Annotated in this window: 15 protein-coding genes; 7 read left to right on the top strand and 8 right to left on the bottom strand. The window is 72.0% G+C overall.

Going from position 1 to position 16,141, the window contains the following annotated elements; translation table 11 throughout:
• Positions 1–22 precede the first annotated feature (22 nt).
• From OG207_RS21570 to OG207_RS21560, 3 genes are all read right to left on the bottom strand, one after another.
• The gene (locus OG207_RS21570) at positions 23–667 is read right to left on the bottom strand and encodes a PadR family transcriptional regulator (RefSeq protein WP_329100123.1); all 645 of its coding nucleotides are present in this window, start codon (positions 665–667) and stop codon (positions 23–25) included.
• Positions 668–796: 129 nt separating this feature from the next.
• Positions 797–1,348, bottom strand: a complete 552-nt coding sequence (locus tag OG207_RS21565) for a hypothetical protein (RefSeq protein ID WP_329100122.1) — start codon at positions 1,346–1,348, stop codon at positions 797–799.
• A 150-nt stretch (positions 1,349–1,498) separates the two neighbouring features.
• The gene (locus OG207_RS21560) at positions 1,499–3,157 is read right to left on the bottom strand and encodes a protein kinase domain-containing protein (protein WP_329100121.1); all 1,659 of its coding nucleotides are present in this window, start codon (positions 3,155–3,157) and stop codon (positions 1,499–1,501) included.
• A 229-nt stretch (positions 3,158–3,386) separates the two neighbouring features.
• On the opposite strand from OG207_RS21560, the gene OG207_RS21555 reads away from it, so the two are divergent.
• The gene (locus tag OG207_RS21555) at positions 3,387–5,030 is read left to right on the top strand and encodes a protein kinase domain-containing protein (RefSeq protein WP_329100120.1); all 1,644 of its coding nucleotides are present in this window, start codon (positions 3,387–3,389) and stop codon (positions 5,028–5,030) included.
• A gap of 70 nt (positions 5,031–5,100) precedes the next feature.
• Here OG207_RS21555 and OG207_RS21550 read toward each other — a convergent pair whose 3' ends face one another.
• On the bottom strand, positions 5,101–5,382 hold the full coding sequence (locus OG207_RS21550) for a hypothetical protein (RefSeq protein WP_329100119.1): 282 nt from the start codon (positions 5,380–5,382) through the stop codon (positions 5,101–5,103).
• A 145-nt stretch (positions 5,383–5,527) separates the two neighbouring features.
• Complete coding sequence (locus OG207_RS21545) at positions 5,528–6,190, bottom strand: response regulator transcription factor (protein WP_329100118.1); 663 nt, start codon at positions 6,188–6,190, stop codon at positions 5,528–5,530.
• Between the two features lie 327 nt (positions 6,191–6,517).
• Here OG207_RS21545 and pdhA point away from each other — a divergent pair, with 327 nt between their 5' ends.
• The 5 genes from pdhA to OG207_RS21520 all read left to right on the top strand — a co-directional run bounded on the left by pdhA (position 6,518) and on the right by OG207_RS21520 (position 12,059).
• Entirely contained in the window at positions 6,518–7,720 is a 1,203-nt protein-coding gene (pdhA, locus tag OG207_RS21540) for a pyruvate dehydrogenase (acetyl-transferring) E1 component subunit alpha (RefSeq protein ID WP_033214801.1), read from the top strand.
• On the top strand, positions 7,720–8,700 hold the full coding sequence (locus OG207_RS21535) for an alpha-ketoacid dehydrogenase subunit beta (protein WP_030010542.1): 981 nt from the start codon (positions 7,720–7,722) through the stop codon (positions 8,698–8,700). Before pdhA ends, OG207_RS21535 begins: the two co-directional genes overlap by 1 nt.
• 12 nt (positions 8,701–8,712) lie before the next feature.
• Positions 8,713–10,137, top strand: a complete 1,425-nt coding sequence (locus tag OG207_RS21530; protein WP_329100117.1) for a dihydrolipoamide acetyltransferase family protein — start codon at positions 8,713–8,715, stop codon at positions 10,135–10,137.
• Positions 10,138–10,272: 135 nt separating this feature from the next.
• Complete coding sequence (locus OG207_RS21525) at positions 10,273–11,208, top strand: GNAT family N-acetyltransferase (protein ID WP_329100116.1); 936 nt, start codon at positions 10,273–10,275, stop codon at positions 11,206–11,208.
• A gap of 86 nt (positions 11,209–11,294) precedes the next feature.
• Entirely contained in the window at positions 11,295–12,059 is a 765-nt protein-coding gene (locus OG207_RS21520; protein ID WP_329100115.1) for a hypothetical protein, read from the top strand.
• Positions 12,060–12,085: 26 nt separating this feature from the next.
• Here OG207_RS21520 and OG207_RS21515 read toward each other — a convergent pair whose 3' ends face one another.
• From OG207_RS21515 to OG207_RS21505, 3 genes are all read right to left on the bottom strand, one after another.
• Positions 12,086–12,496, bottom strand: a complete 411-nt coding sequence (locus OG207_RS21515; RefSeq protein WP_329100114.1) for a PPOX class F420-dependent oxidoreductase — start codon at positions 12,494–12,496, stop codon at positions 12,086–12,088.
• 91 nt (positions 12,497–12,587) lie between these two features.
• Entirely contained in the window at positions 12,588–13,793 is a 1,206-nt protein-coding gene (locus OG207_RS21510; protein ID WP_329100113.1) for a DUF1266 domain-containing protein, read from the bottom strand.
• Positions 13,794–13,860: 67 nt separating this feature from the next.
• Complete coding sequence (locus OG207_RS21505) at positions 13,861–14,838, bottom strand: TetR/AcrR family transcriptional regulator C-terminal domain-containing protein (protein ID WP_329100112.1); 978 nt, start codon at positions 14,836–14,838, stop codon at positions 13,861–13,863.
• 166 nt (positions 14,839–15,004) lie between these two features.
• On the opposite strand from OG207_RS21505, the gene OG207_RS21500 reads away from it, so the two are divergent.
• The gene (locus tag OG207_RS21500) at positions 15,005–16,114 is read left to right on the top strand and encodes an FAD-dependent monooxygenase (RefSeq protein ID WP_329100111.1); all 1,110 of its coding nucleotides are present in this window, start codon (positions 15,005–15,007) and stop codon (positions 16,112–16,114) included.
• The last annotated feature ends 27 nt before the right edge of the window (positions 16,115–16,141 follow it).

Below are 16,141 nucleotides of genomic sequence, written 5' to 3'. Positions count from 1 at the left end.
GTGTCCCCCCTGGAACGGTGGTTCAGCCACGGCGCGTACGAGCGGTACGGGGCGGGGTGGTGGTCGGGGTCTCGGCTGCGGCGGCCTGGGGCGGTTCGGGTTCCGCGGCTCTCCGGTCGGCCGGCAGGGAGAGCCGGACGAGCCGGGCTTCGCAGTGGTCGAGCCAACGGGCCTCGGCCTCGGTCTGGAAGATCAGCTGTTCCAGTACGAGCAGCCAGGCCACGTCGTCGCGCTCGTGGGACCGGCCGCTCTCGACCGCGGCGAGCGCCGTGGCCTTGAGCCGGGTGTAGTCCTGCATCGCCTTGATCGTGGCGTGCCGTTGGGACTGGATGACGGCGCGGATGTCCACGCCGGGGGCGCCGACGGCCATGGCGAGCTTGATGGACAGCTCGTCGCGGGGCGGATTGGCCCGGTCGACGGGGCGCCCGTACCACTGGAGCAGCTCGGTGCGCCCGGTGTCGGTGATGGCGTACAGGGTGTGGCCGGCGGCGTCCTCGCCGTCAGGGGCGACGAGGCCGTCCCGTTCGAGACGGGCGAGGGTCGTGTACACCTGCCCGACGTTGAGCGGCCAGGTGGAGCCGGTGCGGGATTCGAACTCGGTGCGCAGCTGGGAGCCGTACCGAGGACCCCGTTCCAGCAGGGCGAGTAGCCCGTGACGGATCGACATACTCGGTATGTATACCGAGTATGTTCACTTCCGGCAACCGTCCTGAGGCGTACGTCGCGCGGGGGACGCCGCCCGGAGGGGGAGGGTTCGGGAGGGGTGCGGGAGGGGTGCGGGAGGGGTCCGGGCCGCTCAGAGCCCCCGGCGCAGACGCATCCCGAGGTAGCCGAGGCCGAGGCCCATCAGGGCGAATCCGGTGCCGAGCGGCAGTATGTGCGCGGCCAGGTCGGCGGCCCGGTCGTTGGGTGCTTCGTCGAGGGCGCTGACCGTCGACGACGGCGGGCTCGGCGCGGCGACGGCGGTGGTCGGCCGCGGCGGTGGGGGTGGCAGCGGGGGCGGTGGGGGCGGGGTGGCCCCGGTGCGCCCGGTCTGCCCGGTCTGACCGGTGTGCGGGGGTCGCGCCGGCAGCAGCGGCTGGGAGGCCACCGTCAACTCCGGGTCGGCGGGCTCGCCGACCGGCCGCCCGGGGCGCTCGCGCCCGACTCCGGCGACGCTGCCGGCCAGTTCCTCGTAGGGGTCGTCGGGCGAGGCGGGTGCGGCGGGTGTGGCGGGTGCGGCGGGTGCGGTGACCTGGCGGGCCTGGGTGAGGAAGGGGCCGGCGTACGCGGAAGCGGTGGGCGCGAGCGCGGTGGCGGCGAGGGCTGCGCAGGCCAGCCAGTGCGCCGGGCGGAAGCCTTGGATCACGGGGAGCCCCTCCCGTCCCGAGCCACGAGCTGCTCGCTGCTCGCTGCGCGTCAGAGATATGCGCCCAGATTTACATAGTGGGGCAAAACCGGCATCCCGGGCGCCCCATCGGGGTGCCCGGGATGCCGGTGTGTCGGACTGCGCCGCGCGCTATTCGGGGTTGCCGGTCGACACGGTCAGCGTGTACTCCATGCCTTCCTTGTCGACCTTCTCGCCGGCGGCCGGGGACTGGAACAGCACCGTGTCCTTGCCGTACACGGCCTCGTCCTTGTAATCGATCTTGTACTTGCCGCGCGAGGCCTGGATGCACTCCTTCACGGAGAGCAGGTTCTTGTACTTGAAGTCCGGCGCCGAGTACTTGCCGGCCTCGCTGTAGTGCTTCACCGGCTCCGTGCACTTCTTCGGGTCGATCGTGCGCGTCAGGTCGGGCCCCTTGTACCCGGCCTTCGCGGAGGCCGGCGCGGATGCCGAGTTCCCCGGGTCCGCCGTGGTGCCGCCCTTGTCCTTGTCGTCCCCGTTCATCGAGATCGCCGCGATCAGACCGCCGACGGCCAGCAGGGCCACCACGATCGCTCCGATGACCACCGGACTGCTCCGCTTGCCGTCACCGGACGCCGCGGACGACGAGCTCGTCGGGGAGATCGTGTACGGCGGCGGGGTATGCGGCGCGTACTGCTGCTGCGGCGGGGGCGTGTGCGGGTAGGCGTAGCCGCCCTGTGCGTGCTGGGGGGCCGGCGTGGGTGCGTACGGGGTCTGCGGCGGTGTCTGCGGCGTCTGGTACGGCTGCTGCACCGACTGCGGGGGCGCCTGGTACCCGGCCTCCACCGGCGGGAACACGGTCGAGGCCACGCCCGCGCCACTGCTCAGCGGCCCCTGGCCCTGCACGATGACCGGCGCCCCGGTCTGCCCGGAGCCCAGCACCCGTGCGACCTCGTCGCCCATGGCCGCGGCCGTGGGGAAGCGCTCGTTCGGGTTCTTCTTCAGCGCCCGCGCCACCAGCGCGTCCATCGCCGGGGTCAGCGACCGGTTGATGGAGGACGGGGCGACCGGTTCCTCCTGCACGTGGGCGTAGGCGATGGCCAACGGCGAGTCCGCGTCGAACGGGATCCGCCCGGTCAGCAGCTGGAACAGCATGATGCCGACCGAGTAGAGGTCGGAACGGGCGTCGACCCCGCGCCCCAGCGCCTGTTCGGGCGAGAGGTACTGGGGGGTGCCGACGACCATGCCGGTCTGCGTCATCGAGGTGACCCCCGACTGCATGGCGCGGGCGATGCCGAAGTCCATCACCTTGACCACGCCGCGCTTGTTCACCATGACGTTGCCGGGCTTGATGTCGCGGTGGACGAGCCCCATCTCGTGGCTGGTCTCCAGGGCGGCCAGCACGTCGGCCGTCACCTTCAGCGCCTTGTCCGCCGGCATGGCCCCGTGCCGGCGGATGTCCTCCTCCAGCACCGAGCCCAGCGGCTGGCCCTCCACGTATTCCATGACGATGTACGGCATCACCGCGCCGTCGCCCGCGGCGGCGCCGCCGAACGTCACTTCGCCTTCACCGGTGTCGAACACCGAGACGATGTTCGTGTGCGACAGTTTCGCTACAGCCTGGGCCTCGCGGCGGAAACGTTCGCGGAAGGACTGCTCGCGGCCGAGGTCGCTGTGCAGCGTCTTGATGGCGACCTGCCGGTCGAGGGCCGAGTCGTACGCCAGGTACACGGACGCCATGCCGCCCGCACCCAGCAAGTCCCTTAGCTGGTAACGGCCACCGGCCAAAGAGCCGCCCGCGTACTGGCCCTGAGTGCCGTCCTGGCTCATGACTGTTGCTCCCCCTCGGGATGTGTTCCCACGCCGCTGGCCGGGCGCATATGGCGCCCAGTCTGCCCCAGGGCAAGCCCACGTCAAGCCGGGTACCCGTTCCGTGACCACACGGGCACAGGCGGCCTTGTCCGAACGGTGACCGGTTCCGAGGCTGTAGCGTTCACCGGAGCACCGACGAAGAGGACTACCGCTGAGCGGCGGCCGAGAGATACGACGGCGAGGACTGATGGCACCCGAACCCGATGGAAACGGCGCCGGGATGACCGATGGTCCTGAGCAATGGGGCGCCGGCGGCCTGGTGGGAGACGGCCGGTACCGGATGACGCACCGGCTGGGCCGCGGCGGCATGGCCGAGGTGTTCGCGGCCGAGGACGTCCGACTGGGCCGTACCGTCGCCGTGAAGCTGCTGCGCGCGGACCTCGCCGAGGACCCGGTGTCCAAGGCCCGCTTCACCCGCGAGGCGCAGTCCGTCGCCGGACTCAACCACCACGCCGTCGTCGCCGTATACGACTCGGGCGAGGACCGGGTCGGCCCGAACACCGTCCCGTACATCGTCATGGAGCTCGTCGAGGGCCGCACCATCCGCGACCTCCTGCTCAGCGCGGAGGCCCCGGGACCCGAGCAGGCGCTCATCATCACCTCGGGCGTGCTCGAAGCCCTCGCGTACTCGCACCAGCACGGCATCGTGCACCGCGACATCAAGCCCGCGAACGTCATCATCACCGAGACGGGCGCGGTCAAGGTGATGGACTTCGGCATCGCCCGCGCCCTGCACGGCGCCCAGTCGACGATGACCCAGACCGGCATGGTCATGGGCACCCCGCAGTACCTGTCGCCCGAGCAGGCCCTCGGCAAGGCCGTCGACCACCGCTCCGACCTCTACGCGACCGGCTGCCTGCTCTACGAACTGCTCGCGCTGCGTCCCCCGTTCACCGGCGAGACCCCGCTGTCGGTGGTCTACCAGCACGTCCAGGACGCGCCGGTGCCGCCCTCCCAGCTGCCGGAGGGACGTCACCTTCCGCAGGAGCTCGACGGCCTGGTCATGCGCTCCCTCGCCAAGGATCCGGACGACCGGTTCCAGAGCGCCGAGGAGATGCGCGGGTTGGTCCAGTACGCACTCCAGATGCTGCACGACGAGGGGCCGAACACCGGCACCTGGGGCACCGGCCCGGTCACCATGTCACTGCCGCACGGGCGGGGCGGCGCCGCCGCCACTACGGCCATGCCCGTGCCCGGGGCCGGTGGGCAGCAGTACGGGGCGCACGCCTCGACCTCGCAGTTCCAGGCGCCGATGGTGCCGTCGCTGAACCCGGACGACGGCTCGGCCTTCCCCGGCGGCCCCGGCCCGGTCGGCAACGGCGGCTACGGCGGTTACGACGGGTACGACGACCGCGGTGGCGGCGGCAGCCGCTGGAAGGCGTGGCTGTTCGCCGTCCTCGCGATCGTCGCGATCATGGGCGGTGTGGCCTACGCCGTCAACAGCATGGGCAAGGTCGACAACAAGAAGCCGGAGAACACCCAGAGCACCCCGGGCGACGAGCCGAGCAAGTCCGCGTCCCCGAACGTCACCCAGGCGCCGCAGACCCAGGACAACAGCCCGGCCACCAACGACAATTCGCCAGCGCCGACCCGTAGCCGTCAGCAGAGCTTCAGTCCGACGCCGACGGTCACCGCGACGCACTCGCCGACGGGTACGGCTTCGCCGAGCGCCTCGTCGACGGCGAAGCCTTCGACGTCGCCGTCGACGAAGCCCTCGACGTCCGCGTCGACGAAGCCCACGGAGACGAGCGGCGGCGCAGCCGCCGGCGGCGCCGGCGCGGGTGGCGCCGGCGGTGGCGGCGCGGGTGGCACCACCAACTCGGAGGAGTGAGACGGATGTGCGGACGGGCCCGGCGGAATCAATTCCGCCGGGCCCGTTCCCGTATCCGCGTGAGTGCGGGTCAGCGTGCGTGCTGGTACTGCCGGTCCGGAATCCGGGCGAGCGAGTGCACGGTGACGAACTGGGGTTCGATCCGCATGGAGACAGGATCGAACACCTGGTCGTCGATGAAATGCGGAACCGGACCAAAGAGCTCCAGCTCGGCGTTGGTGGGCTCGACGACCTGCGCCGTTCCGGTGAACTGGACCGACCAGAGCTCGGGGTCCGGCGAATTGGAATTGTCGGCCCCGTAGGCCACCACACTGCCGTTGCAGGCCTGGTGGTAGCCGAAACCGGAATGCATTCTCAAGAGCACCCTGCCGTCCACCACGATGTGCCGGGCGAGCGCGAGGAAGGGCGGCCCGCCCCGAGGACCGGGGACGTTGGTCCCGAACGGAACGCCGGGCCCCGTGGAACCCGTACCGTCGCGGCGCGGACGGCGGCGGGGGTCAGCGCCGTTCGGCCTGCAGGCGGGCCACGTAGGCCGCGGCCTGGGAGCGGCGCTCCATGCCCAGCTTGGAGAGCAGGCTGGAGACGTAGTTCTTGATGGTCTTCTCCGCCAGGTGCAGCCGCTCGCCGATGACGCGGTTGGTCAGGCCCTCGCCGATCAGGTCGAGGATCCTCCGCTCCTGCTCGGTGAGGGCCGCGAGACGGTCGTCGCCCCGGCCGTTCCTGCCGCCGTCGCGCAGCCGCTCCAGCACGCGGGCGGTGGCGACCGGGTCCAGCAGCGACTTGCCGGCGGCGACATCGCGCACGGCGCTCAGCAGCTCATTGCCGCGGATCGCCTTGAGCACGTAACCGGAAGCGCCGGCCATGATCGCGTCGAACAGTGCCTCGTCGTCGGCGAAGGAGGTCAGCATCAGGCATTTGACGTCCTCGTCCTGCGAGCGCACCTCGCGGCAGACCTCCACGCCGCTGCCGTCGGGGAGCCGCACGTCGAGGACGGCCACGTCGGGCCGGGTGGCGGGGATGCGGACCAGCGCGTCGGCGGCGGTACCGGCTTCGCCGACGATCTCGATGTCCTCTTCGACCGACAAGAGCTCGTGGACGCCCCGACGCACCACTTCGTGGTCGTCCAGGAGGAATACCTTGATTTTTCCGTCTTCGCGCACGAAGTCAGTTTCACACACTCACCCCTTCCCTGCCGGAGTTACCCGGGATAACGTGCCGTTGTTCCCGGCCCCTGCAAGGCTGTGACCAGTGGTTGTTCCCGTTGCTACGTTTTTACTAGGAAATCCAAGCAAAAACGCAGGTCAAACGGGGTTTCGCAGTTATGCGGCGCACTGGGTAACGTGCATTGCGCAGGGCACTCGCCGGGACACCTGTCACGCCTGAATCCCCGTACGCGAGGCGCACCCACCCCGTGCGCTCGTTACGGATACAGGTGAGCCGCACTGGACCCCGGAGAACCCGGGTGCCGGACCGACGGAGGAGCACACGTGACCGTGGAGAGCACTGCCGCGCGCAAGCCGCGACGCAGCAGCGGCACCAAGCGGGCGGCAGGCGCGGCGAACGCCGCCGCCAAGCCCGCCGCTGCCACCGCGCAGACGCAGGACGCCGTACCTCAGCTCGTACAGCTGCTGACGCCCGAAGGGGACCGCGTCGACAACGCGGAGAACGCCGAGTTCGCCCCCTTCGTCGCCGACATCACCACCGAGGACCTGCGCGGGCTGTACCGCGACATGGTCATGACCCGTCGGTTCGACGGTGAGGCGACCGCCCTGCAGCGTCAGGGCGAGCTGGGCCTGTGGGCCTCGCTGCTCGGCCAGGAGGCCGCGCAGATCGGCTCCGGCCGGGCGCTGAACGACGAGGACTACGTCTTCCCGACGTACCGCGAGCACGGCGTGGCCTGGTGCCGCGGGGTCGACCCGACCAACCTGCTCGGCATGTTCCGCGGCGTGAACCACGGCGGCTGGGACCCGAACACCAACAACTTCCACCTCTACACGATCGTCATCGGCTCGCAGACGCTGCACGCGACCGGTTACGCGATGGGTGTGGCCAAGGACGGCGCGGACTCCGCGGTCATCGCCTACTTCGGTGACGGCGCGTCCAGCCAGGGTGACGTCGCGGAGGCGTTCACCTTCTCCGCCGTCTACAACTCCCCCGTGGTGTTCTTCTGCCAGAACAACCAGTGGGCGATCTCCGAGCCCACCGAGCGCCAGATGCGCGTGCCGCTCTACCAGCGCGCGCAGGGCTTCGGCTTCCCGGGCGTGCGCGTCGACGGCAACGACGTGCTGGCCTGCCTGGCCGTGACCCGCTGGGCCCTGGACCGGGCCCGCCGCGGCGAGGGCCCGACCCTGGTCGAGGCGTTCACGTACCGCATGGGCGCGCACACCACCTCCGACGACCCGACGAAGTACCGTCGGGACGAGGAGACGGCGGCCTGGGAGGCCAAGGACCCGATCCTGCGCCTGAAGGCCCACCTGCTGGCCACCGGGGGCGCCGACGAGGCGTTCTTCACGGAGCTGGAGGCGGAGAGCGAGGCCATGGGCAAGCGCGTGCGCGAAGCCGTGCGCGCCATGCCCGACCCGGACACCATGGCGATCTTCGAGAACGTCTACGCGGACGGGCACGCGCTCGTCGACGAGGAGCGCGCCCAGTTCGCCGCCTACCTCGCGTCCTTCGAGGAGGGTCACTGATGGCTGTCGAGAAGATGTCGATCGCTAAGGCGCTCAACGAGTCGCTGCGCAAGGCCCTGGAGCAGGACCCCAAGGTCCTGATCATGGGTGAGGACGTCGGCAAGCTGGGCGGTGTCTTCCGGATCACCGACGGCCTGCAGAAGGACTTCGGCGAGGAGCGGGTCATCGACACCCCGCTCGCCGAGTCGGGCATCGTCGGCACCGCCATCGGCCTGGCCCTGCGCGGGTACCGGCCGGTCGTGGAGATCCAGTTCGACGGTTTCGTCTTCCCCGCGTACGACCAGATCGTCACGCAGCTCGCGAAGATGCACGCGCGCGCCCTGGGCAAGGTCAAGATGCCCGTCGTCGTGCGCATCCCGTACGCGGGCGGCATCGGCGCGGTCGAGCACCACAGCGAGTCCCCCGAGGCGCTCTTCGCGCACGTGCCGGGCCTCAAGGTGGTCTCCCCCTCGAACGCGAGCGACGCCTACTGGATGCTCCAGCAGGCGATCCTCAGCGACGACCCGGTGATCTTCTTCGAGCCGAAGCGCCGCTACTGGGACAAGGGCGAGGTCGACTTCGACGCCATCCCCGGTGAGCTGCACAAGGCGCGCGTGAGCCGCGAGGGCTCGGACGTCACCCTGGCCGCCTACGGCCCGATGGTGAAGGTCTGCCTGGAGGCCGCGGCCGCGGCCGCCGAGGAGGGCAAGTCGGTGGAGGTCCTCGACCTGCGCTCGATGTCCCCGGTCGACTTCGACGGGATCCAGGCCTCGGTCGAGAAGACCCGTCGGCTCGTGGTGGTCCACGAGGCGCCGGTGTTCCTCGGCGTGGGCGCGGAGGTCGCCGCTCGCATCACGGAGCGGTGCTTCTACCACCTGGAGGCGCCGGTCCTGCGCGTGGGCGGTTTCCACGCCCCGTACCCGCCGGCCCGCCTGGAGGACGAGTACCTGCCCGGCCTGGACCGGGTGCTCGACGCCGTCGACCGCTCGCTGGCGTACTAGGAGACCCGCGTCATGACCATCCGCGAATTCAAAATGCCCGATGTGGGCGAGGGCCTCACCGAGGCCGAGATCCTCAAGTGGTACGTCCAGCCCGGCGACACGGTCACCGACGGTCAGGTCGTCTGCGAGGTCGAGACGGCCAAGGCCGCCGTGGAACTGCCGATCCCGTTCGACGGCGTCGTGCACGCGCTCCTCTTCGAGGAGGGCACCACGGTCGACGTCGGCCAGGTGATCATCTCGGTGCAGACCGGCGAGGCGGAGGCTCCGGCCCCCGCCGCCGCGGCGGCCGCGGCTCCGGCCGCCGCCGAGCCGGCCCCGGCCGCCCGCCAGCCCGTCCTGGTCGGCTACGGAGTCTCCGAGTCCTCCACCAAGCGCCGCCCCCGCAAGGCCGCTCCGGCGCCCGCCGTGGCCGCGCAGAACGGTACGGCGGCCCCGGTGGCCGCCCCCGAGGCCCCGGCCGCCCCGGCGCCGCTCCCCGCCGTTCCGGCGCAGCCGACCGGCGAGCGGCCGCTGGCCAAGCCGCCGGTGCGCAAGCTGGCCAAGGACCTCGGCATCGACCTGGCCTCGGTGGTCCCCACCGGTGACGGCGGGGTCGTGACCCGGGAGGACGTGCACGCTGCGGCCGCCGCGGCGATCGCCCCGCAGGCCGCCGCGCCCGTGGCGGCTCCGGCCGCCGCCCCGGCCGCCGTGGCCGCGCCCGTCGCGGTGGTCGCGGCCCCCGCGGCCGACGCCTCGGCGCGGGAGACCCGCATCCCGGTCAAGGGCGTCCGCAAGGTCACCGCGCAGGCCATGGTCGGCTCGGCCTTCACCGCGCCGCACGTCACCGAGTTCATCACCTTCGACGTGACGCGCACGATGAAGCTGGTCCAGGAGCTCAAGGCCGACCCGGACCTCGCGGGGCTGCGGGTCAATCCGCTGCTGCTCATCGCCAAGGCCGTGCTGGTGGCCATCCGCCGCAACCCGGACGTCAACGCGTCCTGGGACGAGGCGGCCCAGGAGATCGTGCTCAAGCACTACGTCAACCTGGGCATCGCGGCGGCCACTCCGCGCGGGCTGATCGTCCCGAACATCAAGGACGCGCACGCCAAGACCCTCGGCGAGCTGTCGGAGTCCCTGTCCTCGCTGGTCGTCACGGCCCGCGACGGCAAGACCTCCCCGGCGGACATGCAGAACGGCACGATCACCCTCACCAACGTCGGCGTCTTCGGCGTCGACACCGGTACGCCGATCCTGAACCCCGGCGAGTCCGCGATCCTCGCGGTCGGCGCGATCAAGCTCCAGCCGTGGGTCCACAAGGGCAAGGTGAAGCCGCGCCACGTCACCACCCTGGCGCTGTCGTTCGACCACCGTCTCATCGACGGCGAGCTCGGCTCCAAGTTCCTCGCCGACATCGCGGCGGTCCTGGAACACCCCCGCCGCCTGGTCACCTGGTCGTAGCGGCACGTACGACGCCCCACCCGATGGCCGGTCTCCCTCGCGGAGGCCGGCCATCGGCCGTGGCGGGCCCCGGCGGGCCCCGGCCGCGGGGGAAACCCCCTGGTCGGGTGGTGAACCCCGTGTGATCATCGCCGGATGATCTTTCGTGCTGCCGCCGCGGACCCCGCGGACCTGGACCGTGCCGTCGCCCACCCGGCCGACGGCCCCGTGCCCGCCCTGACCGCCGAGCGGATCCGTGAGGAGCTCGCGGAGGACCAGATCCGGCCCGAATGGATCTGGCTGGCCGAGGACGAGGACGGGCGGATCCTCGCCCGGGCCCTGTGGTGGGGGCGCGCCGACAGCGAGCGGCCCGTCGCGCTCGACTGCCTCCAGGTGCGCAGGGACGTCCCCGACCCGGCCGAGGTCGCCGCCGGGCTGCTGGAAGCCGGGCACGCCGCCTTCGGCAAGCGGCCGGGCTACCACCTCTCGCTGCCCCGCGACTGGCGGGAGCAGCCGGAGCTCGCCGCGGCCGTCGCCTGGCGCCGGGAGGCCGCGACCGCGGCCGGGCTGACGCGCGAGATCGAGCGCCTGCGCTACGAGTGGACCCCGGACGCCGGCACCGCGGAGCCCACCGGCCGGCTCGTCTTCCGCGAGGGCACCGACGAGGAGGTGCTGGACGCCTTCGTCCGGCTCTCCCGCGACAGCCTCGACCTGGCCACCCGGCACGAACTGGAGCTGATGGACGCCGAGCAGCTGGCCCGCGAGGACCTCGAGTTCTACCTCACCTGCCCCGGCGAGCGCTCCTGGTGGCGCCTGGCCCACCTCCCGGACGGCCGCCTCGCGGGTCTGGCCATCCCCTCGGCGACCCCGTACCACCGCAACGTCGGCTACCTCGGCGTCGTACCGGAGCAGCGCGGCCAGGGGCTGATCGACGAGATCCTCGGCGAGATCACCCGCTTCCACGCCTCCGAAGGCGCCGGGCGCATCACCGCGACCGCGGACACCGTCAACGTGCCGATGGCCGCCGCCTTCGACCGTGCCGGCTACGAGGTCACCGAGATCCGGCTCGTCCTGGAGGCACCGTCCGGGTGAAGCCTCCACGGCCGAAGTCTCCACGGCTCCCGTGAGCGCGGGCGGCCGCCCCGGGAGGTAACCTCCGCCCGGGGAAGGGGGCGCGGGTGTCCATCGCCGAATTGCAGGTGTACTCCGTCGAGGAGGCCGACGTCACGGGCGGGGTGTGCGTGGTCCGCTGCGTCGGCGGGGTGGCGCGGGCCGGACAGGTCTACGCCGTCGGGGAATCCAGGATCGGCCTGCGCCGCATCGAGCGTCACGGGCGGGCCGTCGGCTCCTTCGACGCCGGGCACGTCGCGAGGGTCCACCTCGCGGGCGCCATGGTCGCGCTGCTCACCCGGGGACAGGTGCTCACCTCGGTGCCGCCCGACGGGCACTCGCTGGAGGAGCTGGAAGCCTGGCTGGCCACCGGCCCGCCGCTGCGGGACGAACCGCACCCGCGGACCCTGCGCGTCCTGGCCGGGGTGCGGATGCGGGACGAGCGGCTGCCGGACGGGATCCGGCTGCGCTGGGGCCGGATCGCGCTGGCCGCCACCCATCGCTGCGCGCGGGCCGAGGGCGGGTCCGATCTGCTCCGGGCGCCCGAACTGGCCTCCGTACAGGTCTACTTGATCCAGCAGTTCGGCCCGGACGAGGGCGGTGACCCGGCCGCCCTGTGCCGGGAACTGTTGGCGCTGATGGACCTGACCCCGGAGCAGGCCGCGGCGCAGGGCCGGGTCTGGCGGGACCTCCCCTACCACCGGATCCGGCACCTGCGCCGGATCAAGGGCCTGATCCCGTTGCTGGTGCTCGTGCGGCCCCACCTCGCGGAGGCCGACCCCTCGACGCAGGCGATCGACGCCTGGGCGGCGGTCCGGCCCGGCCTTCCCTGAGGGCTGCCGGGCCGATCCGACAGGACCTAGCGGGCCGCGTTGCCGAGGACCTTGGTCGGGGTGATGCGGACGACCACCCGGACGTCCTCGGCCGGGGCCTCGGCGTACTCCTTGCCGGCGCCCGGGCCCATGTACTCCTCGGCGATGCGCACGGCCACCGCCCGGCCGACGTCCTCGGTGACGGTGGCCGTGCCGCGGATCTCGGCGTAGAGGAAGGGATTGGCCAGGTCGAAGACGGTGATGCCGACCCGCCCGTCCCGGACGATGTTGCGCTCCTTGCGGCGGCCCTGCTCGGTGGAGACCAGCAGGTCGCCGCCGTCACGGGTCACCCAGATCACCGAACTCTGCGGGCTTCCGTCGGGGTTGATGGTCGACAGGACGGCGGGGTGCGGCGCGTCGAGCAGCCCCCGCACGGTCTCGTTCAGCTCAACAGTCATGGCGGCGAGGCTAGTCGGGGACCTCGTGGCCCGCCGCCGGTTTCCGGCCCCGGCCGCCGACTACCCGAGGTCGGACACCATCCGGACATGTCTAGTTCCAGGGGATGTTGAGCCAGGGGCTGGCCGGGTCGGTCGTCAGCGCGAGGTGGGCGGCGAGGGCGGTCGTGTACCAGGTGCCGAACTCCTCCTCGTCGAAGTGCAGGCACCGGCCGAGGACGTACCCGGCGGAGAACTCCGCCCACGAGCGGTACGCGTCGCGCGCCGCCTCCCCGGCGCGCAGTACGGCCTTCTCGGCCTCGGCGACGGTCCCGTAGCGGCAGCCGACGCCCCAGCGGGCCATCTGTGAGGCCCGGCCGATGTCCCAGCCCTCCACGGAGCGGACCCAGCCGTCTCCGGGGAGCAGGCCGTCGGCCCGGAAGCGCTGCTCGTAGCGGGTGATCCGGCCGATGAGGCGTTTGACGCCGGCTATCTCCCCCTCGATCTCGGCGACCGGCCGCGGCTGGGCGACGGTGACCCCGTCGGGGGTGAGTTGCGGCTCGGCGGCGCGTTCGGCGCTGCGGCGCAGGCTCGCCTCGGCGGCGTGCCGCCAGTGCTCGATGTCCACCGGCCCGGCGAAGTCGGAGGCGAGGGCCCGGCGAACGCGGAGCGCGTACTCCCAGACGGGGCTGACCATCCCGCGGTCCAACAGCGTCTCCAGGGTGAAGAGCCAGTCGGACCGGTCGGTGATGCTCCAGCTCTTCGCGACGCGGCGGCGTTCGTACTGGTAGCCGCTGCCGTGGTAGGCGAGGGAGTTCCAGAACTCACCGTTGGTGACGGCGAGATGACCGCCGACGGCGAGGCCGTGGGCGACGGGCCCGTGCAGCGGGCCGCCGGTGAACAGGGCGTGGACCTTGCCCTCGGGCAGGCCGTAGTGGGGGGCGGCCTCCGCATGGGCGCGCCAGCGGGCCAGGTCGGCGGGGGTGGTCGTGAGGTAGGCCTCGCTGGGGGAGCCCGGGTTGACGGCGAGGAAGGCGGGGTCGTCGGCGGCCCAGACCTTGGCGAACCAGCGCAGGCTGCGCGACTCGTAGACCGTCTCGGGGGTGGGGGCGGGCAGCATTCCGGCGGTGTGGACGACGAGCATCCGGTCCGGGGTGGCGTGGAAGAACACCGAGTCGGGGTGTGCGTCGGACCGCGCGCGGGACTGCGCCACGTACAGCGGCGAACGGGCCAGTACGTCGAAGTACGCGGCCCAGTCGCCGGAGGACTTGGCCCCGTACAGCTCTCTCTCGATGGCGCTCGGCGCGCTCCACGTCCCCATACGGCCCGACCCTATACGGGCTCCCTCGGGCCCCCCGCGGGGCGCGGGGGAGCCCGAGGGGGCGTCCTCAGCCCTCGACGACGGGGGTCAGGCCGTCCAGGAGGGCCCCCAGGCCGAGGTCGAAGAGCGCGTCCAGCCGCAGGTCGTAGCCGTCCTCGAAGGATCTGACCACCTTGGCGAAGGTCGGGAAGCGGCCGGAGTCCATCAGTTCCTGGAGGACGGGGGCGCGGCTGTCCATCCACTGGTCCTCCGACTGGCCGGTGGTCGCCTCGGCGTCGGCCTCCAACTCCAGGTGGACCGCCAGGCCGTGCACGTGGCTGTAGAGCAGGACGTGGATGTCGAAGAGGGTGGTCGGGTCGAGCCCGCGTCCGTCGAGGGCGCTCAGCATCCACTCGCCGTGGACCAGCAGGTTGGGCACCAGCAACGGGCGGGTGAGGGAGCCGACCCGGGCCAGCCACGGGTGTTTGCGGTACAGCTGCCACAAGGTCCGGCCGCCCGCCTCGATGCGCGCCCGCCAGTCCTCGGGGGCGCCGGCGTAGGCGTCGGCGGGGTGGGCCTCGCCGTACGCGGCGTCGGCCATGAGCAGGACCAGGTCCTCCTTGCTCGGCACGTACCGGTAGGTCGACATCGCCGCGACACCGAGCCGGGCCGCGACACCGCGCATGGAGAGCGCCGCGAGCCCTTCGGCATCGGCGATCTCGACGGCGGCGCGGACGATCCGTTCGAGGGTCAGCTCCGGCTCGGTGTCCGGGGCGGGCGAGGCGCGCCTGCGGGCCGCCGGTGCGGCGGGGGCGCCGGGGTCGGCGGATGCGCTCCCGGCGACGACCGTGCCGATCCGGGGGCGGGCCTCGACCAGGCCCTCCAGGCGCAGGGTGGTCAGCGCCTTGGTGGCGGTGGCGAGCGCGACGCCCCATTGTGCGGCGATCTGCCGGGTGGAGGGGACCCGGTCCCCGGGGGCGAGTTCCCCGTCCGCGATGCGCCGCCGGATCGCGGCGACGATGCGCAGGTAGGGCGGATCGCCGGCTGCTCCTGTGGTCTGCGTCACGTTCTTCCGCCTTTCTGTCCTGTACTAGTGCAGAGGGTAGCAGCGAGGATCTCTCTCGGAGCCGGTCTGAGCTAGTACAGGAGAGCCTTAACGCCTGTTGAGAGGCCTGTGTGTACGTCGTACATTCAGTGTGCGTACAGCGTACAAACCACCGAAGGAGCTTCTCGTGCGGACCGTACTCATCTCCGGCGGCGGCATCGCGGGTCCCGTCCTCGCCCACCTCCTGCACCGCCACGGCTTCGAGCCCACCGTCGTCGAACGTGCCCCGGGCGTGCGCGGCGGCGGGCAGGCCGTGGACATCCGCGGCGTCGCGCTCGACGTCGTGGAGCGCGTGGGGTTGCTCGAGGGGGCGAGCCGCGTCCGCACCCGGATGCGCGGCATGTCGATCCTCGGCCCCGGCGGCAGCGAGGTCGGCCGCTCCACCGAGGCGACCTTCAGCAGCGGCCGGCTCGACAGCGAGGACATCGAGGTGCTGCGCGAGGACCTGGTGCGGATGGTTCACGAGCACACCCGCACGGACGTCGAGTACGTCTTCGGCGACACCATCACGGCTCTGCAGGAGGACGGGAGCGGAGTGCGGGTGGAGTTCGCGCACGCGGCGCCGCGCACCTTCGACCTCGTCGTCGGGGCCGACGGCCTGCACTCCACCGTACGGCGCCTGGCCTTCGGCCCCGAAGAGGACTACGCCCACCACCTGGGCAGCTACCTCTCGGTGTTCGGCGCGGACAACTTCCTCGGCCTGGAGGACTGGCAGATGTGGCTGCGGGACGGGGACATGGGCTTCGGCATCATGCCCGTGCGGGACAACACCGAACTGCGCATCGCCTTCGGCTTCGAGTCCGCCCCCCTCGCCCCGGAACTGCGCACCGTCGAGGCCCTGCGGCGGACGGTCGTCGACCGGCTGGAGACCGTACGGTGGGAAGGGGCCCGCCTGGCCGAGGCCGCCCGCAAGACGCCCGACTTCTACTGCGACGCCATGGCCCAGATCCGCATGGACCGGTGGTCGCGGGGCCGTATCGCCCTGCTCGGGGACGCCAGCTACTGCCCCTCCCCCCTCTCGGGGCAGGGCACCAGCCTGGCCCTGGTGGGCGCCCACGTGCTCGCCGACTCCCTCGCCCAGACGCCCGGCGACCACTTCGCCGCGTACGCCCGCTACGAGGAGCGGATGCGGCCCTTCGTCGACCTCAACCAGGCGCTGGCGACGGAGAACCCGGGCGGACCCGCGTCCGAGGAATCGGTGGAGCGCGCCAAGAACGCGATCTCCTTGGACGGTTGAACCCCGGTAGCGCCCCCGCGGCACGGC

The sequence above is a fragment of the Streptomyces sp. NBC_01439 genome (assembly GCF_036227605.1).
Classification (GTDB): domain Bacteria; phylum Actinomycetota; class Actinomycetes; order Streptomycetales; family Streptomycetaceae; genus Streptomyces.
This window is presented reverse-complemented; position numbering and strand designations above follow the sequence as displayed.